Source organism: Rothia sp. CCM 9417, assembly GCF_048513575.1.
Taxonomy (GTDB): domain Bacteria; phylum Actinomycetota; class Actinomycetes; order Actinomycetales; family Micrococcaceae; genus Rothia.
The window spans coordinates 417,070-438,980 of record NZ_JBLXXT010000001.1; the positions used below are offsets into that span (position 1 = coordinate 417,070).

Consider the following 21,911-nt stretch of genomic DNA (forward strand, 5'->3'; position numbering starts at 1 on the left):
GTAAACCCAAGGCGATAATCGTAATTACAAGAGCACTCCGGTGACCGGAGTGCTCTTGTAATTTTTTGCCCGCTGTCTTTGCGGTCCTTAGCTCCTAGAAGCTGGTAAAAATTTATCCTTGGTGGATAAAGGCCAGGTAGTTAGCTATGAAGGTATCTGCTTTCTGCTGTTGCTCCCAATCAAGAATCAGTTTGCCTTCTGCACGGGCCTCTCGTGGTATGCGGATACCGAGACCCTGGCTGTCCATCAGGTCAGCACCTACAAAGTTAATAAGATGCTCCAGGCTTTTGAGAGCAAATTTGCCGTAGCTGGAGTTGGCAACCGAGGCAATACCCACCTTCTTACCGGCTAGGACAGTGGGAGTTCCTGGGGCTTCAGCAGGATCGGGCCGTGAGGCCCAGTCGATCAGGTTTTTGAGGCGAGCAGGGTAAGCGCCGTTGTATTCGGGAGAGACAATAAGTAGCCCGTCTGCCTGCTTAATATCGGCGCGGAGCTGGGCAATAATAGCTCGGGTGGGGAACTCATCATTCTGACTGAGTAAGGGTATGTGGGAGTAGTTGTAGACTTCTGCCTCAAGGCCCCTAGCCTGGGCGGTTTGAGCGAATTGCTCGGCGAGCTGGGTGTTGAAGGAACCTGTCCGGTCTGAGCCGGAGATGATAAGAATTTTTGCTGACATGGTGCTACCCTTTCACACGAAGCCCAAAGCATTTACCCCTAGCTAACGTATTGTATCTATCAAGTAAATCTTGGTGGCCTTGTTGCTGCTGCCCCTATACGTCTTGCTGCGGGACTACTCTTCGGTCAAGTCTACCCGGCAGCGCATCAGGGAAAAGTTCGAAAGGGAGTTTTTATGCTGGACAGGCAGAGATGCCCCTGGGCTCTCCAGAGCGAAATTGAGCGTGATTATCACGACAGGGTATGGGGCAGACCCCAACACAATGACAGGGCCCTCTTGGCCATGCTTAATCTGGAAGGGCAACAGGCAGGCCTCAGCTGGTATACCGTGCTTTCCAAAATAGAGTCACTCTACCGGGCCTATGCGGACTTTGACCCCGAAGTTTTAGTGACCTATGGGGACCAGCAGGTCGCTAGGCTCATGCAGACAGAGGGGATTATTAGGAATCAACTCAAAATAAGGTCGGTTCTGGCTAATGCACATGCTTATGTTGAGGTCTGCCATGAGTTTGGATCTTTTGATAATTACCTCTGGAGTTTTGTGAACTATCAGCCCATCATTAACTTCTGGAAGAGCTCAGAACAGGTACCGGCTCGAACCGACCTATCCGAGTCTATGAGTAAGGACCTCAAGGCTAGGGGTTTTAAGTTTGTGGGGCCCACAACTGTCTATGCCTTTATGCAGGCAACAGGTATGGTCAATGACCATCTGCTGACCTGCCCTATCAGGGAACAAACTTTAGGCACAAGAAAAGCCCCTGCTTCCTTGTTAAGAAACTGGGGCTAGCTGTCGGGATGACAGGATTTGAACCTGCGGCCTCGTCGTCCCGAACGACGCGCGCTACCAAGCTGCGCCACATCCCGATGTTGTTAGAACAACTGTTCAATCATAACTCCTGCCCCGGCCCACCGCAAACCGGTGTTCCGGGGCTAAGGCGGTATAGCGGCCTAGCGGGTGGCCTTTTCGAGCAGTTGAAGAATGTTCTGGTAGGTATGGCCGGTGGCCTCGGTCATGCCCTGCTCGCAGGTGCGGTTGGTGGAGGCGTAGGCCTCAAAGCTGCGGGAATTGACCTCAGCGGCTTCTGCGGCGGTGGCGCTGGCGGTCAGCTCGGGGTGTAGCATACCCCGGTCCCCAGCGTAGGCGCAGCAACCCCAGGCCTGGGGCACTACAGCATCGGGTGAAATAGCCTGCGCCACTTGCACAAACTTACTGGCAATGCCCAGATGGGTCACGGAACAGGTGGGGTGCAGAGCAAGCGAGGCAATGGGGCCAGTGACGGTGAGCTCGGTGAGCAGGCGGTCAGCGGCAAACTCCACCGAGTCAATGAAGGTCAGCTGGGAGTAATCGCGCCCAGATGCTCCGGGGCCTGACGCGGCAGCTTTTTCTTTCATGACCTGGAGGCCCTCGGTACAGGAGGAAGCATCACAGACAATAGGGAGGCGCCCACCCTGGCTGGCCGCCCAAAGAATGTCCAGAACACGGTCAGCCATGTGCTGGTAGCCGTCGGTGTACCCCTTTGACTTCCACGGGGTTCCACAGCACAGGGACTTGATGCCCTCGGGCACGGTGAACTCTACACCGGCCCGCTGGCAGAGAGTTGTGAAAGCTTCGGTAGCGCTGGGAGCCGGTGCGCCGGTGGAATCTACACCGCCAAACATGGCACCCACGCAGGCGGGGAAGAAGACAATCTCGGCGCGGGGATTGGGCTGGGGTGCGCGAGACTTGCCGCCTGCGGGCAGGTCTTTCTTGTAGGAGGGGACCAGATCTGTGCCCAGGATTTTGCGCCCGATATCGGTGGCAGTTTTGGGCAGGGGGAAAGGCAGAGCCTTAGCGGTAGTCAGCGCGAGCCCGGCTGTTGAATCAACCGCCGCCCAGTTCTTGGCCGCCAGGTCCCACCCCTTAGCGGCAGCCTTGTTCTGCTGCTCGGAACGGAGCCTGCGCACCAGGTCGCCGGTATTGATCTGCACCGGGCAGCGGGTTAGGCACATACCATCTACCGCGCAGGTTTGCACACCGTGGTAGGTGTACTCGGCGGCAAGCTGGTCAGCCAAAGCGGTATTGCCCTCAGCCTGGGCTGCCTGAATTTCCCGGCGAATAACAATGCGCTGGCGTGGGGTCAGCGTCAGGTCCTTAGAGGGGCAGACCGGCTCGCAGTAGCCGCATTCGACACAGCGGTCCACTTCTTCTTCCACCGGTTCAGCGACCTTAAGGTTTTGGATGTAGCTGGCCGGGTCATCCGAGAGCACCACCCCGGGGTTGAAGACATGCTTGGGGTCAATCAGGGCTTTGAGCTCGCACATGATGCGGTAAAGCTCATCACCAAACTGGCGGCGCACATAGGGGGCCATAATACGGCCGGTGCCATGCTCAGCTTTCAGGGAGCCGTCCGCATCGAGAATGAGCTGCACCATGTCCTCGGTGAAGGCCTCATAGCGTTTGAGCAGCTTGGCATCGCGGAACTGCTCGTTGAGCATGAAGTGGATATTGCCGTCCTTGGCGTGTCCGAATATGACGGAGTCTTGGTAGCCGTGGGCATCGAAGAGTTCTGAGAGGCTCTGGCAGGTAGTTCCCAGTTTTTCAACGGGCACCACGACGTCTTCGAGCAGGGCGTTTGTGCCGCTGGGTCGGGCGCCTGCCACCGTGGTGTAGAGGCCACGGCGGGCGGCCCAGAGCTTGTTGCGCTCGGCGGCATCGGAGGTCATACGCACCGGCAGGACAGTCGGTAAACCGGCCAGCATGGGGGCCGCCTGATCTTGCTGGTGGGTGATTTCCTCGGCGCTATTGCCCGAGAACTCAACCAGGAGAGTCGCATGATCAATGACCTCAATAGCGGCTAGAGATTCGGGGACCTGCCCGGTGCGCTGGGCTACCCGAATAGAGGTCGCATCCAGCAGCTCGGCGGTTGCTGTGCCAGCTTCAACGAGCTGGGGGATAGCCTTGGTGGCATCAATAAGATTGCTGAAGGTGAGTAGGCCGGTTGTGACGTGGGAAAGTACCGGCAGGGTGCGGTAGGTGGCTGAGGCGACGAAACCCAGGGTACCCTCAGAACCGATCATCAGGTGTTCCAGAATCTTGACGGGTAGTTCGTAGTCCACAAAAGAGTTGAGCCCGTAGCCCATGGTGTTCTTCATGGAGAACTGCTGCTGAATTTTTGCCACCGAAGCTGGGTTATCCAGAATCTGGCGGCGCAGGCGGGTCAGACCCTCGTGCAGGGCGGGCTCCTGGGCGGCCAGTTGGGCATCGGCATCGGGCTCTGCGGTATCAATGACAGTGCCCGAGGGCAAGATAAAGACCATAGAGTCCAGGGTCTTGTAGGTGTTGAATTCCGTGCCCGATGACATACCAGATGAGTTGTTGGCAACCACACCACCGATGGTGCAGGCGCTGATGGAGGCCGGGTCGGGGCCCAGCTTGCGGCCGTAGGGTGCGAGGGCGGTATTGACTGCCTGCACGGTGGCGCCCGGCTGAACCCGAACGCGCTGACCGCCGTCGAGTACCTCGATGCCGCGGAAATGGCGGCGGGTATCTATGAGCAGGCCCTCGGTACCGGCCTGACCCGAGAGAGAGGTGCCGCCAGAACGGAAGGTCAGTGGTAGGTTGTGCCGGTCAGCGGCCGCGAAAATCTTACCCATATCGGTGGCTGACTGCGGGCGGACTACCGCACCGGGCACCAGCAGGTAGTGGGAGGCATCGTGAGCCATAGCCAGCCGGTCGAGCGACGAATTGGAGAAGAAGTCGGAGTGGGTGATATCCCTTAGCTCAGCTGCGAAAGCGGCGATTGAATCTGTGGCAGATCGGGAGAGGGCTTGGCTTGCAGAAGCGACACTCATCGGTGATTTTCCTTGGCTGGGGCGGCGCAGACATTTGAAGAGCAGTGCTGGGCGCCGATGACCAGCCGTGCACATCTTCAATCTATCGGCCTGTGGTGTAGCCCGCAAACGATGGGTCTTGTCTGCTTGAAATAGAGCGGGGGTAAGAACTGCGCCAACAGTGCCTTGGGGCGGATAAGGGAAGGTTTCTCTTGCTTAACACAGCCTCAAAATCGCCTACTGGGTTGCGCTCTACTTAGGTTTCTTGGTCAATTCCTTGGTTCTGTTCCCAGGCTTCAACCATCCGAGCAAACCGCCCGCCGCGAGCTACCAGGGTGCTGGGGGAGCCGTCCTCAACCACCCGCCCGTCATCCATCACCAGGATCCGGTCGGCGGTGAGCACCGTGGAGAGCCGGTGGGCTATGACCAGGGAGGTGCGCCCCGCCAGCAGGGTACCAAGGCCGTGCTGAACCAGCCGCTCGGTGGGGATATCAAGGGAGGCTGTTGCCTCATCAAGAATGAGCACGGCGGGATCAGCCAGGAAGGCGCGGGCAAAGGAAATGAGCTGGCCTTGCCCGGCGGAGACACGACCACCGCGCTTGGCCAGGTGGGTGTTAAAACCCTGGGGTAGGGCGGTGATGAAATCGTAGGCCCCCACCCTACGGGCGGCCTCATGAACCTGCTCGTCGGTGGCCTGCGGGTTGCCCAGCCGAATGTTATCGGCAACGGTGCCCTCAAACAGGTAGGCCTCCTGGGTGACCATCACAACCTCGCGGCGGAGCTGATAGTCACTGAGCTCTCGCAGGTCAAGGCCGTCCAAGCGGATAGAGCCCTGGGTGACGTCGTAAAAGCGAGCTACCAGCTTTGCCAGGGTAGATTTCCCGGCGCCTGTCGCTCCTACCAGCGCAAGGTGCTGGCCCGCAGCTACCTCTAGGTTAAGTCGGTGGAGAGCAGGTCTGCCGGGTAGGTACTCAAATTCGGCCTCATCAAAGACCAAATACCCCTGGGCCGGCCTGCTTCTTTGAGCCGGGTGCTCGGGTTCGGCAACATCAGGTTCTTCCGCCAGAAAGCCGGACACCTTTTCAAGGGCAGAAACTGCCGACTGGAAGAGGTTGTAGAAATCAGAGAGCATAAAGATCGGTTCAAAGACCCGGTTGGCATAGATCACTAGAGCCAGGAGTGTGCCGGCCTGCATGGAGCCGCCCAAAATGGAGTAGCCACCAATCACCAGGACCGTGGCAACAAAGGTATTGCCCAGAGCCTGCAGGGTGGGCATGTAGATGCCGTGGAGCTTAACGGACTGCATAACCCGCATCCGGTACTCTTCGGCGGCCTGCCCATACTGTTCGCGGGCGGTCGCCTCTGCCCGGAAGGCTTTGACTGCGCGGATGCCGGTAAAGGTCTCCGAAAAACGGCCAATGATTCGCGCTGATGCCACACGCTGGGCCCGGTAGGCCAGAGTCGAATTGCGGCGGAACCAGAGGGTAAGTAGGGCAACCGGAAGGCCGACACAGGCCAGGGCCACACCGGCCCGCCAGTCCATCAGGCAGAGCGCTAATACCGTGAACACAATACTGAGGAGCATGGAGGCAAGTTCCGAGAGCCCAGAATCCAAGAACTGCCGGAGCGTGTCGAGGTCACTGGTCAGGCGGGAGATAACTCGCCCGGAGGTGTAGGTTTCGTGAAAGCTCACCGAGAGTTTCTGCGAGTGCGCAAACATGCGTTGCCGCAGTTCAAAGAGCGCGTTCTGAGAGATTTTATAGGTCAGTAGAATGTTGGTGTAAAGGCAGATACCCGAGATAAGACCGGCTCCCGCGTAGAGCAGGACGACCCGGGTAGCTGGCCCCGGATCCCCACCCCTGAGCGGTTCTATGGTGGTGTTAATTGCCTGTGAGATGATCCAGGGCATGGCCGTGTTGAGCCCCATGGCGATGACCACCAGTATCAGGGTTAACAGCAGGTGGCCGCGCACGGGTCTTAGGATTTCTACCAGCAGGTTCAGGGAACGGCGGCGTACCAGGCCTGCTTCTTCTGCGCTGAGTTCTACCCGGTCTTCGCGGGGCGGTACAGGGTTCATGCCAGGCCCTCCTGTGCTGGGGCTTCGGGTGCCATGAGCTCCCGGTAGTCAGCTCGGGCCAGTAGCTCGGTGTGACTTCCTACTGCGGCAACCTGCCCGTCCTGGAGTAGCACTACCCGGTCGGCCAGCGCCACCGTTGAGGGCCGGTGCGCGGTGAGCAGGGTGGTGGTTTTGGTGAGCTCTTGTTTGAGCTGGTCAATGACGCGTTCTTCGGTGGTGACATCGAGTGCCGAGAGCGGATCATCGAGCAGGAGCACCGCTGGATTGGTCGCAATAGCGCGGGCAAGGGAGAGCCGCTGACGTTGACCGCCCGAAAGACTCATCCCCTCTTCACCGATCACCGTTTCTGCCCCCTCCGGCAGGCGGGCAACAAAATCTGCGGCAGCAACCTTAAGGGCATTCTCTAGCCGTCGGGTCAGTTCTGCCTCGGTGAGGCCCTGGTCTTGAACCCCCAGGAGGACGTTCTCACGGACGCTGGTGGAAAAGAGAACGGGCTCCTCAAAAGCGATAGCTACGGAGGAACGAAGCTCCGGCAGGGGGAGGGAAGCAATATCGTGACCGTCCAGGTAAAGGGCCCCGGAATTGGGTTGGTACAACCGCTGGACCAAGTGTAAGACGGTCGATTTACCGGAGCCGGTGGAACCGACCAGGGCAATAATCTCGCCGGGGCCAATATCCAGGCTGAAGCCCCTTAGGACCGGGCGCTCAGCCGGGCCGTAGCTAAAGTCCACCCGGTCAAACCTAAGGGCTGCGGCCTGAGCTGTTGAGGGGCTAAGGGGTGAGCCAGCCACAAGTTCCACCTCTTCACCGGGTGCACCGACCATGACAGCGCGGTGGCGGTCCATGGAAACCTTGGCAGCCAGGTACATGGAAAGCAGCATACCGCTGCGCTCCACCTGCCCCGTCAGCATGGCTACCGTAGCAAAATACCCTGTTAGCCTACCAACACTCAATGAGCCTGCCGCGACAAGCTGAAGACCAACAATCAAAGCAAGCGCCAGTGATAGGCCGCTGGTCATAGCTGTTTGCATACGCATGGCTCCCGTAGCCCGACCGCGCCGGATTTCAAGGTCTTTGAGTTCTGCAGAGCTGGTCGCAAAGCCAGCTAAGGCATGATCACCCCTTCCTAAGGCTTTGAGCACACGAATACCCTGCACAGATTCTTCAACAGAGGTTGCTAGGTCACCTGCCTTCTCCTGGGAAGCACGGGTGAGCTGGCGGAAAGTACGTACAAACCGCCAGATAAAGAAAACAGTAACTGGAAGACTGGCTAGGAAAATGAGGGCTAGCTGCCAGGAACCGGCAAACATATAGAGCGTTCCCACCAGTACCTGGATAGCGGTGGTGATGAGCTGAATCAGGCCGAAGGCCGTCCAGCGACGCACCGTGCCCAAATCGGACATGGTACGGGTCAGTAGCTGGCCCGATGGCCAGCGGTCGTGGAAAGTAACGGGTGAACGCAAGAGCCGGTCAAAGATTCTGACCCGCATGGTATTCTCCACCTCCGAAGCCGGCTCAACGACCAGCTGGCGGCGTAAGAGGAAAAGCCCCGACTGGAGCAGACCTAAGGCTAAGACTATGCCGCCACCGACCCAGATAGCCTGTACGGTGGGCTGATCGGTGAGGAGCGAATCAACAATCCACCCCAAGACCTGCGGTATCGAGATTGCCACAATAGCACTGGTGATAGCCACCAGCAGACCGGCAAACCAGCGCCCCCGGATAGGGCCTGAGTAACGCCAGAGTGTAAGGTCGTGTTTGTTTGTGTGGACAAAAGGCGCTGGCTCAGGTGTGGGTAGAGGCTTAACCCGCAAGAGGCGCAATGACATGTTTACCTTTTCTTCCGGTCTGTGGGTGAGGAAGAGAACCGTTAGTGTGCGTGCTTAGGGAGCGGTCAAAGTGACCAGTACGGCCTCTGGCGGGCAGAAGAGCCGCACCTGGGCAAACCGGGAGGTACCCAGTCCGGCAGAAACCTGTACCGGAATATTACCTTGTAGGGAGACTCCCTTGGCGCGTTCCGGGGGCAGATCGCAGTTAGAAACCAGTGCCCGGCCACCGGGTAGGCAGACCTGCCCGCCGTGGGTGTGTCCGGCAAAAATTGCTTGGGCGCCGTCCGCTACAAAACGATTGAGGGTACGCAGGTAGGGGGCATGACAGATACCAAGGCGCAGGCTTGGTGCCGGTTGCCGCTCAAAGGCGGTGGGGGAGAACCCGGGGTGCCGGTCATAGTCCAGGTGAGGGTCATCGACCCCGGAGAACTCCAAGCGCAGACCCTTGAGAGTGAGCGTGTCATAGCGGTTAATGAGCCCCAACCAGCCGCGAGCATCGAAAGCATCGTGCATGTCCTGGGTCGGTAGGGGTGCCCGGGTTTCTTGGTTGGCTTCGTCCCCGGTGTTCTTTTTCCACAGGTAGCGGGCCGGGTTTTTGGCGACCGGCGCGAAATAGCAGTTGGAGCCGGGAACGTAGACTCCGGGGAAGTCCAGTAGTGGGTCCAGCGCATCGAGCAGGGCGGGTAGCCCACTGATATGGGAGAGGTTATCCCCGGTATTAATAACCAGGTCCGGTTTCAGCTCGGCCAGCGAATGCATGAAATCCCGCTTAGGCCGCTGGCCGGGAATCATGTGCATATCCGAAATATGCAGAACCTTAAAGTCGGGGCTACCGGCGGGAAGTACCGGTAGAGTCTCGGTGCGAATCGTGAAGTTATTGAGCTCAATAAAGTGGGCATAAGCGGCCGTGGCGGCCCCAGCTAGAGCACCTGCGCCAAGAACCGCTGCTGCAGATCGTGCCAGAGTGCCAGCCGAAGCCGCCACATGAGCAGAATTCAGAGAATTCACATCATTCCTTACTGGTTAGTGCCAAGCACCTTAGCCGAAGGTGTAGTGAAAGCGTCAGTCTTGTAGTTCTTAGCTACAGCGCCCATATAGCGTTGCCACTGAGCACCGGCGTAGGTGGCGCCGTCCACGTAGCTAAGTCGCTGCCCATTGATGGATAGGCCGTTGAGGGGGCGGGAACCCTGATCGACGTTACCTACCCAGGAGGCGGTGGCAATGCCACGGGTGTAACCAATCATCCAGGTCTGGGTGGAGTCGTTGGTGGTACCGGTCTTAGCTGCAGAGGCACCGGCTAGCCCGATGCCGCGCTGGTAGCCGGAGCCACTGACTAGCACCTGTTCAAGGACGTAGTTAACGCCATTGGCAACGTCTTCATCGAGCACACGCTCACAGGTAGATTTATAGCCTTTGACCTCTTTGCCGTTCTTGGAGACCTTGGTGAGGGAGCGGGGCTCACAGTAGGTGCCACCGCTGGCAAAGGTAGCATAGGCCGAAGCCATGGTGAGGGGCGTAGTACCCTTTTCCCAGCCACCTAGCATGTAGGAAGGACGGGAGATCTCGTAGGGGGGGTTGCCGGCCCCGTCGGTGATGCGGAGCTTGGCCCGCAGGTCGTTAATGGCGCAGGCATCGGTGGTCGATACCATCTTGGCAGTGAAGGAGTTAATAGAGTTCTTAATGCCGTAGGCCACCGTGTTCCAGGTTCGTAGCCCCCCTTCTGCGTTGCTGAAGGAGAACCCCTCGGCATCCTCGGAAAGAATGTACCCGTTGGGCTGGCAGGAGGCCGGCCAGCGGAAGGACTTGGGGTAGTTCAGGGAGGTGCCGTCAATGGTGGCGTTAACGCCCTTACCGTCCTTGATCCACTGGGCAAGAAACACGGGTTTGAAGGTTGAACCGGGCTGGAAACCTGCAGTACCGCCGTGGGCAATATCAACGTTGAAGTTGTAGTAGTTGTCCTCGAAATTGGTTTCGACGGAGTCACCGTAGCCGGAGTTCTGCGCCATGGCAAGAATCTTTCCGCTACCGGGCTCTACAGAAACCAGAGCCGCTGATACCTTATCGGGGTTATTGGCCGAAGGCTGGGTAGCTTCTACCTGGGCCTTGGCTTCCTTCTGGGCCTTAACGTCAACGGTGGTAATAATCTTGTAACCGCCCCGGTAGAGGGCATTCTTACGGTCATCTTCGGTTGCGCCGTAGGTTTCATCATTCAAGAAATCCGTAACAGCGTAAACACAGAAATGGGCGAAATCTCCAGCCGTAGAACAGCCTGAGGGGGTGGTGTGAATATCGAGGTTGACGTCCTCGTTGAGCGCCTCAGAGTATTCATCCTCAGTGATTTTGCCGTCACGGAGCATGGTGCCCAGTACGATGTCCCGACGCTTTTTGGCAAGTTCGGGATTCTTATCGGGGCGGTACATGTTGGGAGAGACCACCATACCGGCAAGAATGGCTGACTGGGAGATATTCAGCTCAGAGGCCGAAATACCCCAGTAGTAGTAGGCGGCGGCTTCCACGCCGTAGTTAGAGCCACCCAGGTTAATGATGTTCAGGTACCCTTCAAGGATCTGGTCCTTGCTCAGGTTCTGTTCCATGGAAATGGCCAGCTTCATTTCCTTGATTTTGTCTAGGTAGTCCTTGTTGGCACCCAGAGTGCCCGCTTCTTCCCCAGACTGCTCGGCAGCATCAATCAGTAGGTTATTGACGTACTGCTGGGTCAGGGTAGATGCACCCTGGCGGTTACCGGGGTTAATCACGTTGTTAACTACAGCGCGTGCAATACCCAGGGGTGAGACAGCCCCGTGCTCGTAGAACTTACGGTCCTCTGAGGAAAGAATGGCATCTTTCATATGCTGTGAAATTTTATCCAGAGAAACCTCTGTGCGGTTCTGAGCATAGTAAGAAGCAAGTTCGGTCTTGCCATCGCTTGCGTAAATAACAGAGGGCTTCGAGAGCGGCCCGTTGCTCATGCTGACAGGCAGAGCCTTAAACCAGTTCATGGATGCGTTGATAGTTGCGCTCATCGCGGTAGTTGGTGGTATCAGAATCAGAGCAACTACGAAGCCGGAGATAATGCTCAGTGCAATAAACTGAATGAAATCGCCCGGAGTGCGGCGCCGTGTACGAACGTTCTTAGAGGAAGCCATTTAACCAGTTTATCGGCTCCCCGGCCAAAGCGCACCACAGGGCCGGGGGACTAGCCCGGAAAAGTCCCTCAAAATCTACCGGCTCGCCTCCGTGTGGAGCTCCCTTTTAGCACCCCACAAGACGCTGTCCCGGCTCCACTCTGTAGTGCACAGTAGGCGCACCGAAGGCTTTGGTTGTTTCAAAACCTACTCTTGAGGCCCGGCCTCTTCGTCTTTTAGGCCCGGGTGGTCTAGGCTTGGTGCTATGGAAAAATGGGAATACGCAACAGTGCCCCTGATGATTCACGCAACCAAGCAGATCCTCGATAACTGGGGTGAAGACGGCTGGGAGCTTGTGGCAGTTCTGCCCGGTGCCGCGCCCAGCGGTGCAACCCCGGCAGGGAACATGGTTGCCCCCACTCAGGGCAATCCGATCGCCTACTTTAAGCGCAAGAAGGCAACTAACTAAACATCGCACCAGAACCGGGTTCGGGCCATAAGGCCTGTAGCCCGGTTTTATGCCCCCCGGACACCCTGTGAGAAAGGGCTTACCGTGTCAAAGATTGAAGACCGCATTAAAGAGCTTGGTTTTGAGCTCCCCGAACTGGCAGCTCCCGTGGCCGCTTACGTTCCCGCTGTAACCAGTGGCAACTATGTTTACACATCGGGCCAGCTTCCCTTCGTGCAAGGCCAGCTTCCGGCTACTGGCAAGGTAGCCGATAAGGGTCAGGAAGGGTTCGTTGACCCTGAGACCGCCCAGAAACTTGCTAGCCTCTCTGCACTCAACGCTTTGGCCGCAGTGAAGTCTGTGATCGGTGACCTTGACCGCGTGACCCGGGTGGTGAAGGTCCTTGGTTTCGTCTCTTCTGACCCCTCTTTCATCGCTCAGCCTGCTGTCATCAACGGCGCTTCTCTGCTGCTAGGCGACATATTCGGTGATGCCGGTGTGCACGCCCGTTCAGCTGTCGGCGTGCCAGTACTCCCGCTCGATTCACCGGTTGAAGTCGAAATTATCGTGGAATATGCCTAACCAGTCCATGTACACAGGTGCCCTTAAGCAGGTAGCCCCTGCCTCCGCCTCGCGCCCCTACTCCGCGGGAACTGGGGCCGTCCCGCGCGTGCCGGTAGCTAAAACCCACCCGATTCCTCCCAACCAGCAGGACTGCGCCCGCGCCTGGCTTGACCAGGGTGCCTGTGACCAAGCCCCGGCTAAACCTGCCGCCGCAGTGGTCTTTGTGCGAGATGGTGCCAACGGCGTGGAAACCTTTATGACCTACCGGGTTAAATCCCCCATGGGTAGGGTAGCTTTCCCCGGCGGTCTGGGGGTTCGTCAAGACTACGCTCCCCTAGGCTGGGTTGGGCCCGGTGGCGAATACTGGGCTAAGAGTTTTGCCCAGGAAGACCTGGGAGCTATAAGCGCTGTTGTAGTGACCGCTATCCGTGAACTTTTTGAAGAGACCGGTGTTCTGCTGGCCGGTGATAATGAGCTGTCCACTATCGAACTGACCAGCGGCCATGAATGCATGACTTCACGTCAGTCAGTAGCCCAGCAGGAGAAAATTTTCGCGGACTACCTTGAACGCAGGGGCCTAAAAATTAGGGCTGACCTGCTCAAACCTCTGGCCCGCTGGCAGTCCCCGGGTTTCTTTCACAAACGCTATGACGTGCACTATTTCACCTGCGCTGTCCCCGTAGGGCAGAGCCCCTCTCTCCTTGCTGGAAAGGGCATTTGGGGGCGCTGGGTGAGCGCTCGCGACCTGACCGCGGCTCCCTCAAGTACTGCCCTGGGCGATGAAATCGGTCAGCCGGACACCGTGGGGGTACCCTTCCAGGAACTTGTTACCCCGGGTGTTATGTACCTGCTTGAACAGCTCGCGGGGGCTTCTGGTGCGGTGGCTTTTCTCTCAAAACGCCGCCAGGTTAGCCTCTATCTACCCGAGGTTAAACGGGACGTCACAGGCACCTGCTACCTGTCAGTAGAGGAAAAGAAAGTTTAGTTTTTTATGACTAGCTTTATTCAGGCAAAACAAGAGCAGAATGTGCTCTACTAAGAAGTCCCTGGCTTTTATCAAAGAACTTTAAAGCGGTGGGGTGTTTACTGTTCTGACTGTGTGCTTTAAGGCCGGAAATTTTCTACACATAGGGCTATCTGCGGGTGTTCAGGTCGGGGGCGCATTTGAAGAAGTCTTTATAGTCCTTTGACTGTGCTAGGTCCCAGCTCTTGTTCTCCTCAAGAGCTAAGGCCTAGAAAGGAAAACCGGGTGAGACAGTAACTGTCTCACCCGGTTTTTATGTTTCTACCCCTCCTTGAGGGGAGCTTGCCTTAGCGTGAACGCTGGCGCAGGCGCTGCAGGTCAAGAATGACCACTGCGCGAGCTTCCAGACGGATCCAGCCACGGGAAACGAATTCAGCCAGAGCCTTGTTAACGGTCTCGCGGGAAGCACCAACCAGCTGAGCCAGCTCTTCCTGAGTCAGTTCGTGGGCAACCAGAACACCGTCGGTTGCGGGGCGACCAAAGCGGTCAGCCAGATCCAGCAGAGCCTTAGCAACGCGACCGGGAACATCGGAGAAGACCAGGTCAGCCAGGTTTTCGTTGGTGCGGCGCAGGCGGCGGGCCAATGCCTGAAGAACCTGAGCGGAGATATTCGGTGACTTCTCCATAGCCTTACGCAGGGACTCATGCTTGACACCTGCCAGGCGAGTCTCGGAAACAGCGGTTGCGCTGGTAGAACGGGGTGAAGGGTCAAACAGGGCCATCTCACCGAAGATTTCTCCGGGACCCATGATAGCTACCAGGTTTTCACGACCATCAGAGGCGGTGCGGCCCAGCTTCATCTTGCCTGAGATAACGAAGTAGAGCTGGTCCCCCTGATCGCCTTCGTAGAAGAGGGTGGCACCGCGGGAAAGGTCTACCTCGGTGATGTCTTCGGTGAGAGCGGCGAATGCCTCATCGTCGAGAGAAGCGAAGAGTGGCGCGCGGCGTAGTACTTCAATATCCATGGTTCTTTTGTTACTCCTAGGGGGATGATTGGTTAGTTTAAGCGCGAACCCTGTTCCTGAGGGCTACGGACTACCTAAGCATAGTCTTTGCCTAGTTCATCACACAGCACTTTTAACTGTGACTTATTCAACTACTTTAGAGCCTACATGATATTCGTGGCTTTGGACACCCATTAAGATTGCTGTTCCGAGCAGTACCAGAGTTTTTTTAACCGTCCTTTCCCGCTATTTTCAGGTTGAGCCGGTAGGCTGTGAAACCCTTACGGGTAGCCGTGCAGATTACCTGGTTAAATACTTGAGTCTGCCTCCCTCTTTCTTAAGGAGATATATGACCATCCTTGACTGGGTAATTCTTGCCATTATCGGCATCTACTTTCTTGCCGGTTTACGCCAAGGACTTTTTGTTACTCTGGGGACCTTCGTCGGCTTTATCGCCGGTGCCCTAGCTGCCCTCTACGCAACCCCGTGGGCTATCAACCAGGTGAGTTCTCACTGGTATCTGTTAGTGGGGCTGGGCACTGCCCTGGGATGTTTGGTGGTTGGGCAGACCCTCGGGATGACCGTGGGCAACCTGATTCGCCGCGCCAGCGATAAGACACCCTTGCGCGGTTTGGAGCGCCTTGCAGGTGGCCTGCTCAACATCTTTTTGAGCGCCCTGGTCATTGTCACCATCGTTTTGGTCATCCGCCCGCTCGGTATTCCCTCGGTTACCGCTTTGACCTCTGAATCTAAGGTGGTGAGCTGGCTACTTCAGGTAACTCCGCCTGCCGCCCAGGAAAAGGTGACAGAGATTAAGGGTCAGCTCGTCCAGGCCGCCGGCCTTCCTGAGGTATCGCATCTTCTCTACCCCGAGCAGGAAGCCCCCAGCGACCCGCTGGAAACAGATGCACTTGAAACTGCTAGCCAGTCGGTTGTGCAGGTGGTGGGTTCCGCAAATGCCTGCAACTACGTATCGGAAGGCTCAGGCTTTGCGGTGGACGGTGGGCTGGTTGTAACAAATGCCCACGTTGTTGCCGGTGTCAGTACCCCCTCCCTGCTGGGCCGTAACGGTCAGGCCGCTACCGGCCAGGTGGTGTACTTCGATGCAGAGCAGGACGTTGCTATTATCAGCGCCCCTGATCTGTCCGTTGACCCCCTGCCTATCCAAGGTGCTGAGGTGGCCGCAGGAACCACCGTTGCCTTTATGGGTTACCCCGGCGGAGGGCCTTTTGCCAGCCGTTCAGCAACCGTCCAGGGCCTAGGCTATACGCAGACCATTAATGCAAGTACAGGCCAAACGAATCCCTCCCGCTTGGTCTACCAGATAGCGGCCCATGTCCAGCAGGGGAACTCTGGTGGGCCGGTGCTCACCGAAGACGGGCAGGTCATGGCCATGATTTTTGCTAAATCTACCCAGGGCCAGACCGGTTATGCTATTCCTTCCTCAATTTTGGTTGAGGCGCTAAGCCAGGTGAACTCAGGCTCCGTTGCTGTCGCAACCGGCCAGTGCGCAGCCTAAAGCGCGCTCGCCCTGGGGCGGGCATAGAACCAGTAGACCAGCAGGCCCAGGGTAACCATGAGGGTGCCTCCGGCTAGCGAAACAGCCGGTAGGGTCAGTACCACGAGCAGGCAGCCGCAGGCACCCGCTAGCTGTAACCAGCGCGGGTAGATCCGGTGGCTGCCGCTCTGTGTGTAGGCGCTGATATTGGCGATCAAGTAGTAGAGCAAAACGCCAAAGGACGAAAAGCCGATTGCCCCGCGCAGGTCGGTTACCAGAATAAGGAGGGTCGCCACCGAAGCTAGGAGAAGCTCCAACCTGTGCGGAACCGCATAGGTGGGGTGGAGCCTGGCAAAGAGGCCCGGTAGGTCTTTGTGTGAGGCCATGGCGTAGCCCGTCCGCCCGATGCCCGTAATAAGGGCCAAGAGCGCACCGAGGGCTGCCAGGGCGGCGGCAATTCCCATGAGCTGACTCAGAGCGGGGGCCGACCCCACAGCCTGAGCTAACGGGGCAGAACTTACCGCCAGGGCACCGTAACCCAGCTGACTGACCAGGGCGAAGGCAACGGCTGTGTAGAGCACCGTAATGAGGGCCAGCGTCAGATTGATAGCGCGGGGGATAGTGCGGGCGGGGTCGCGGACTTCGCTCCCCATGGTGGCAATACGGGCGTACCCGGCGAAGGCAAAAAACAGCAGGCCAGCACCCTGCAAAATGCCGTAGAGACTTCCGGCCGGCTCCGGCGATGGTAAGGCTACCGGGGCGGGGCCTGTACCCAGGACGAGCGCCACACCAAAGACAGCTAGAGCCAGAAGAACGAGCGTTACCAAGATTTTGGTGAGGGCAGCTGTTCGGGTGATGCCCCGGTAGTTGACAGCAGTGAGCACCCAGAGGGCAATAATCGCCAGGAGTTTTTCGTGCCCCGGAAAGAGGTAGGCCCCAAAGGTCAGAGCCATCGCCGCGCAACTAGCGGTCTTGCCCACCAGAAAGCACCAGCCGGCCAGGTAACCCCACAGGTGGCCCAGCTGGCGGCGGCCGTAGAGATAGGTCCCGCCGGACTCCGGGTGTTGGGCCGCTAGTTGGGCAGAGGAGGTAGCGTTACACAGGGCAATCCCAGCGGCTAGCGCTAGCGAGAGGAAAAGCCAGGGGCCAGCGGCGGCGGTTGCCGGGGCGAAAGCGGCAAAAAGCCCGGCCCCAATCATGGAGCCTGTACCGATAAAGACGGCATCTCCCAGGCTGAGGACTGCCTTCGGCGCGGGCTGACTCTTCTGTGCGGTACCCACGGTCTAAGCCTTAGCTCGCTATATGCCGGGCTAAGAAAGCGAGGGCCAGCTCGTAGCCCTGGGCACCGGCACCGGCAATCACCGCGGTTGCCTGGGGGGAGACAAAAGAATGGTGGCGGAAGGTTTCCCGCTTGTGCACATTGGAGAGGTGAACCTCCACGACCGGAAGCTCGGCGGCCTCCAAAGCGTCGTGCAGGGCAAGAGAGGTGTGGGTGTAGGCCGCCGGGTTAATGATGATTCCCGCCGCCTGGGTGCGTGCGGCCTGGATAGCGTCCACCAGGTCGCCCTCATGGTTGGACTGCATAAAGCTCAGCTCAAAACCCAGCTCCGCAGCCTGCTGGCGCAAGGTGGCCTCAATATCCGCCAGGGTGGTGTGCCCGTAGACCTCGGGCTTACGCGCTCCCAAAAGGTTGAGATTGGGTCCGTTGATAACGGAAATGAGCTTGGATACAGTCTGTCTATGTGCCATAGGTTCTAGTTTTTCACATAAAAGGGCCCGCCCCCTGTTTATCTGCTCGGTTGCAGGTAAACAAGAGGCGGACCTAGAGTAAATATTTTTTCTGGGTTTCACCGGGCTACGGTAGTCGCCCCAGCCCTGAGCCTTGGAAACAGGCTCGGGGGATTAGCCGGGCTAGCTCTTCTTAAAGTTAGCCTCAATGGACTCCATGACCGTGGGATCAGCCAGGGTGGTGGTGTCACCGACCGGTCGGTCCTCGGCTACGTCCTTGAGCAGGCGGCGCATAATCTTACCCGACCGGGTCTTGGGCAGGTCCTCCACAATGAGCACTCGCTTGGGCTTGGCGATGGGTGAAATCTCCACACCCACATGGGCGCGAATCTGCTCGGCCAGCTCAGCATCGTCGTAGCCTGCTGCCTTAGCCTCGTCGTTGAGAATGACGAAGGCCATGACGGCCTGGCCTGTGGTTTCGTCGCTAGCGCCGACAACGGCGGCCTCGGCAACAGCCGGGTGTGAAACCAGGGCCGACTCAATCTCGGGGGTGGAGAGGCGGTGGCCCGATACGTTCATGACATCGTCCACACGGCCCAGTACCCACAGGTCACCGTCAGCGTCGCGCTTAGCGCCGTCACCGGCAAAGTACATGCTCTCGAAACGAGACCAGTAGGTATCGACAAAACGGTCATCATCGCCCCAGATGGTGCGGAGCATAGAAGGCCAGGGCTCCCGAATGGTTAGAAAGCCGGACTGTTCGTTGGGCAGGGACTCGCCCAGATCATCGACCACGTCAATGGTAATACCGGGGATAGGCTGCTGGGCGCTACCGGGCTTAGCCACGGTAATACCGGGGAGCTGGGAGACCATGATGGCCCCGGTCTCAGTCTGCCACCAGGTATCAACGATGGGGCAGTTGCCCCCACCAATGACCCGGTGGAACCAGCGCCAGGCCTCGGGGTTAATAGCCTCACCCACGGTACCCAGTACGCGCAGGGAGCTCAGGTCGTACTTGGCAGGAATGTCCTCACCCCACTTCATCATGGTGCGGATAGCGGTGGGGGAGGTATACATGATGCTCACACCGTACTTTTGCACAATCTCCCAGAAGCGGCCACGGTGCGGGGCATCGGGAGTGCCCTCGTAAATGACCTGGGTGGCGCCGTTGACCAGAGGCGCGTAGGCAACATAGGAGTGGCCGGTTACCCAACCAACATCTGCGGTGCACCAGTAGACATCTGTCTCAGGCTTGAGGTCAAAGATGTTCCTGTGGGTAAAAGCGCCCTGGGTCAGGTAGCCACCGGTGGTGTGCAGAATACCCTTGGGCTTACCTGTGGTACCGGAGGTGTAGAGGATAAAGAGGGGATCCTCGGCGTTCTGGCGTGAGGGAGTGTGCTCGGTGGACTGCTCAGCGGTCAGCTCGTGCCACCAGACATCGCGGCCTTGCACCCAGCTGATCTCCTCACCGTTGCGTTGAACAACAAGGACGTGCTCGACGCTGGAGCCCCCCCTTTCTAGGGCGGCATCGACGGCGGGTTTGAGCATAGAAGGCTTACCACGGCGGTAGGAGCCGTCGGCGGTGATAACCAGCTTGGCCTCTCCGTCTTCGATACGGGAACGCAAGGCATCCGCCGAGAAGCCGCCAAAGACTACCGAATGGACGGCACCGATGCGGGCGCAGGCCAGCATAGCAATCACAGCTTCGGCAATCATGGGCAGGTAGATGGCTACACGGTCACCCTTGGTCACGCCAAGAGATTCTAGGCCGTTGGCTACGCGGGATACCTGGTCTTTGAGCTGGGCGTAGGTGTAGGAGGCGGTGTCGCCGGGCTCGCCCTCAAAGAGCAGGGCGGTGCGCTCGCCCAGGCCGTTTTCAACGTGGCGGTCTACGGCGTTGTAGCAGGCGTTGAGCTCGCCGTCGGCAAACCACTTGGCGAAGGGAGGGTTGGACCAGTCGAGGGTTTGGGTGAAGGGCTTGTACCAGGTCAGCAGGTCACGAGCCTGTTCCGCCCAGAATTCAGGGCCTTTTTCCGTGGCTTCTTGGTAGATACCGGGCTGGGCGTTGGCCTGGGCTGAGAATTCGGGGCTGGGTGCAAAGACGTCCTGGGTGTCGGTCATCAATATGCCTTCCTCTGTGTGTGGCGTCATAGACTTAGGCCACATTGTGGTTTTCTCCCCAACAATAGCGCATCTGTAGTTTATGTCACAAATTTAGGGTTCGTGTTGAGCGAACTGACACCGAACATCAGCTTGTCGCTTCTACGGGTAATCTCTAGGTATGCCCCAGTCCAAAAAGACACCAGCATCCGCAACAGCTATAGACCAGGAACCCGCACCCCTCACCGATACCGAGCGCCAGCTCCTAGAAATCCGCACCGTTCCCACCCCAGTCGCCGAGGCCGCCGCCCGCAAACGCGCCCGCGCCACCGCCACAAACCAGGCAGAAAGCCCCCTAGCCCGCACCCGCCGCGCCCGCAAAATCAACCGCATCCTGGGCCAAACCTATCCCTACGCCGTCGCAGAACTAGACTTCGATAACCCCTACCAGCTCCTGATCGCCACCGTACTCTCAGCCCAAACCACTGACGTGCGCGTCAACGCCACCACCCCCGAACTCTTCGCCCGCTACCCCGACGCCCAGGCCCTAGCAACCGCCCGACTCGAAGACATCGAAGACATGGTGCGACCCCTAGGCTTCTACCGCTCCAAAGCCAAATCAATCGTCAGCCTGGCCGCCCAACTTGTAGCTGAACACAAAGGGGAAGTGCCGGGCAAGCTCGAAGACCTAGTCAAACTCCCCGGCGTGGGCCGAAAAACCGCTTTCGTAGTGCTCGGCAACGCCTTTGGCAAGCCAGGCATCACCGTAGACACCCACTTTGGCAGGCTCTCCCGCAGGCTCGGATTCACCGACCAAGAAGACCCCACCAAAGTAGAGCAGGCGGTAGCAGAACTCTTTGAACCCAAAGACTGGACCCAGCTCTCCCACAGGCTGGTCTACCACGGGCGGCGCATCTGCCACTCCCAAAAACCAGCCTGCGGAGCCTGCCCCGTAGCCGACCTCTGCCCCGCCTACGGCACCGGCGAAACAGACCAAACCAAAGCCGCCAAACTCCTCAAATACGAGATGGCACCGGGCCGTGAGCGCCTACACCTACGTTTCCTCCAGGGAGCCACCCGCCGCCAGCTGCGAGCAGAAGGGTACTCACTCAGTGCCTAAAAACCCGCAAGCTCCCAACCAGATTCCTGCGTCAGAAGCGGGAGAACACCCCGCCCTCACCCAGCTCACAGACCTGGCCTACAGGGCCCCCGCCCTTGTCAAACAGAGGGAAAACTGGAACATCGGCGCAATTGACCCCCACACCATCAAACCCGCCGCCGTACTCCTACTCTTTGGCTTGCTCGACACCGCGCCAGCCCACCACCGCACCTGCCCCACCGTCACCAGCGACCTGGACCTGCTGCTACTAGTACGCTCCGACGGGCTACGCCATCACGCCGGGCAACCAGCCCTACCCGGTGGGCGCATCGACCCCGAAGACTACGACCAGGCGAAGAAAACCGGCCAGACAGTAGAACAGGTAGCAGCCCTCCGTGAAGCCGTCGAAGAAACCGGGCTAGATGCCAGCGGAGTGCGCCTGCTCGGGCAACTCCCACCCATCGACCTACCAGTCAGCAACTACCGGGTCACACCTGTACTGGGCTGGTGGGATTTACCCACCCCCGTGCAAGCAGTCGACAGGGAAGAATCAGCCCTAGTGGTGCGTGTGCCGGTCGCTGACCTGCTCGACCCAGCTAACCGCCACACCGCCACTGTGCGCCGGGGCAGAACCACCCATAAGTCACCGGCCTTTGACGTAACCAACGCGGACCAGAACTTCACCATCTGGGGCTTTACCGGGATTTTGCTCTCCCGGGTCTTTGAAGAACTGGGCTGGGAAGAACCCTGGGACAGGGAACAGACGCGGGAAGCCCACACCTAGAAGATCGGTAATTTATAACCCCGCAGACGGTGTTCCCGTTAGCGCCCTTAAACGCCAGCCCCGAGCCAGCTAACGGGAACACCGTCTGCCGGCTTTGATATCATGCGCCGCGTTAGCGCCCTTAAACGCCAGCCCCGAGCCAGCTAACGGGAACACCGTCTGCCGGCTTTGATATCATGCGCCGCGTTAGCGCCCTTAAACACCAG

17 protein-coding genes and 1 tRNA gene are annotated in these 21,911 nt (G+C 58.5%); 7 read left to right on the forward strand and 11 right to left on the reverse strand.

The window, feature by feature from the left end:
• Nucleotides 1–112: 112 nt before the first annotated feature.
• On the reverse strand, nucleotides 113–676 hold the full coding sequence (locus tag ACN082_RS01880) for an NADPH-dependent FMN reductase (RefSeq protein WP_419099153.1): 564 nt from the start codon (nucleotides 674–676) through the stop codon (nucleotides 113–115).
• A gap of 174 nt (nucleotides 677–850) precedes the next feature.
• Between ACN082_RS01880 and ACN082_RS01885 the strand changes: the two genes are divergently transcribed.
• Nucleotides 851–1,462, forward strand: coding sequence for a DNA-3-methyladenine glycosylase I (locus ACN082_RS01885; protein WP_419099154.1), 612 nt, complete (start codon nucleotides 851–853; stop codon nucleotides 1,460–1,462).
• Between the two features lie 3 nt (nucleotides 1,463–1,465).
• Here the strand turns inward: ACN082_RS01885 and ACN082_RS01890 are convergent.
• From ACN082_RS01890 to ACN082_RS01915, 6 genes are all read right to left on the reverse strand, one after another.
• Nucleotides 1,466–1,539, reverse strand: a tRNA-Pro gene (locus tag ACN082_RS01890).
• An 84-nt stretch (nucleotides 1,540–1,623) separates the two neighbouring features.
• Nucleotides 1,624–4,506, reverse strand: a complete 2,883-nt coding sequence (locus ACN082_RS01895) for an FAD-binding and (Fe-S)-binding domain-containing protein (RefSeq protein ID WP_419099155.1) — start codon at nucleotides 4,504–4,506, stop codon at nucleotides 1,624–1,626.
• Between the two features lie 235 nt (nucleotides 4,507–4,741).
• A complete protein-coding gene (locus tag ACN082_RS01900; protein WP_419099156.1) occupies nucleotides 4,742–6,562 on the reverse strand; it encodes an ABC transporter ATP-binding protein in 1,821 nt (606 codons plus the stop codon).
• Entirely contained in the window at nucleotides 6,559–8,391 is a 1,833-nt protein-coding gene (locus ACN082_RS01905; protein WP_419099157.1) for an ABC transporter ATP-binding protein, read from the reverse strand. Before ACN082_RS01905 ends, ACN082_RS01900 begins: the two co-directional genes overlap by 4 nt.
• Nucleotides 8,392–8,445: 54 nt before the next feature.
• Nucleotides 8,446–9,375: a metallophosphoesterase gene (locus ACN082_RS01910; RefSeq protein ID WP_419099447.1), complete on the reverse strand. Its 930-nt coding sequence runs from the start codon at nucleotides 9,373–9,375 to the stop codon at nucleotides 8,446–8,448.
• A gap of 32 nt (nucleotides 9,376–9,407) precedes the next feature.
• Nucleotides 9,408–11,537, reverse strand: a complete 2,130-nt coding sequence (locus ACN082_RS01915) for a transglycosylase domain-containing protein (protein ID WP_419099158.1) — start codon at nucleotides 11,535–11,537, stop codon at nucleotides 9,408–9,410.
• Nucleotides 11,538–11,781: 244 nt separating this feature from the next.
• On the opposite strand from ACN082_RS01915, the gene ACN082_RS01920 reads away from it, so the two are divergent.
• From ACN082_RS01920 to ACN082_RS01930, 3 genes are all read left to right on the forward strand, one after another.
• Nucleotides 11,782–11,985: a hypothetical protein gene (locus tag ACN082_RS01920; protein ID WP_419099159.1), complete on the forward strand. Its 204-nt coding sequence runs from the start codon at nucleotides 11,782–11,784 to the stop codon at nucleotides 11,983–11,985.
• Between the two features lie 84 nt (nucleotides 11,986–12,069).
• Nucleotides 12,070–12,546: a RidA family protein gene (locus ACN082_RS01925; RefSeq protein WP_419099160.1), complete on the forward strand. Its 477-nt coding sequence runs from the start codon at nucleotides 12,070–12,072 to the stop codon at nucleotides 12,544–12,546.
• The gene (locus tag ACN082_RS01930; RefSeq protein WP_419099161.1) at nucleotides 12,539–13,513 is read left to right on the forward strand and encodes an NUDIX hydrolase; all 975 of its coding nucleotides are present in this window, start codon (nucleotides 12,539–12,541) and stop codon (nucleotides 13,511–13,513) included. Before ACN082_RS01925 ends, ACN082_RS01930 begins: the two co-directional genes overlap by 8 nt.
• 326 nt (nucleotides 13,514–13,839) lie before the next feature.
• Here ACN082_RS01930 and ACN082_RS01935 read toward each other — a convergent pair whose 3' ends face one another.
• A complete protein-coding gene (locus tag ACN082_RS01935; RefSeq protein WP_083091991.1) occupies nucleotides 13,840–14,517 on the reverse strand; it encodes a Crp/Fnr family transcriptional regulator in 678 nt (225 codons plus the stop codon).
• A gap of 328 nt (nucleotides 14,518–14,845) precedes the next feature.
• Here ACN082_RS01935 and ACN082_RS01940 point away from each other — a divergent pair, with 328 nt between their 5' ends.
• The gene (locus ACN082_RS01940; protein WP_419099162.1) at nucleotides 14,846–16,015 is read left to right on the forward strand and encodes a MarP family serine protease; all 1,170 of its coding nucleotides are present in this window, start codon (nucleotides 14,846–14,848) and stop codon (nucleotides 16,013–16,015) included.
• On the opposite strand, the gene ACN082_RS01945 is transcribed toward ACN082_RS01940, so the two are convergent.
• From ACN082_RS01945 to acs, 3 genes are all read right to left on the reverse strand, one after another.
• Nucleotides 16,012–17,274, reverse strand: a complete 1,263-nt coding sequence (locus tag ACN082_RS01945; RefSeq protein ID WP_419099163.1) for an APC family permease — start codon at nucleotides 17,272–17,274, stop codon at nucleotides 16,012–16,014. The two genes, ACN082_RS01940 and ACN082_RS01945, sit on opposite strands and share 4 nt — an antisense overlap.
• Before the next feature lie 10 nt (nucleotides 17,275–17,284).
• Entirely contained in the window at nucleotides 17,285–17,743 is a 459-nt protein-coding gene (gene aroQ, locus ACN082_RS01950) for a type II 3-dehydroquinate dehydratase (RefSeq protein ID WP_419099164.1), read from the reverse strand.
• A 162-nt stretch (nucleotides 17,744–17,905) separates the two neighbouring features.
• Complete coding sequence (gene acs / locus ACN082_RS01955) at nucleotides 17,906–19,843, reverse strand: acetate--CoA ligase (protein WP_419099165.1); 1,938 nt, start codon at nucleotides 19,841–19,843, stop codon at nucleotides 17,906–17,908.
• A gap of 160 nt (nucleotides 19,844–20,003) precedes the next feature.
• Between acs and nth the strand changes: the two genes are divergently transcribed.
• Nucleotides 20,004–20,942, forward strand: a complete 939-nt coding sequence (nth, locus tag ACN082_RS01960) for an endonuclease III (RefSeq protein ID WP_419099166.1) — start codon at nucleotides 20,004–20,006, stop codon at nucleotides 20,940–20,942.
• Entirely contained in the window at nucleotides 20,935–21,705 is a 771-nt protein-coding gene (locus ACN082_RS01965) for an NUDIX hydrolase (protein WP_419099167.1), read from the forward strand. The genes nth and ACN082_RS01965 overlap by 8 nt, the downstream gene beginning before the upstream one ends.
• Nucleotides 21,706–21,911 lie beyond the last annotated feature (206 nt).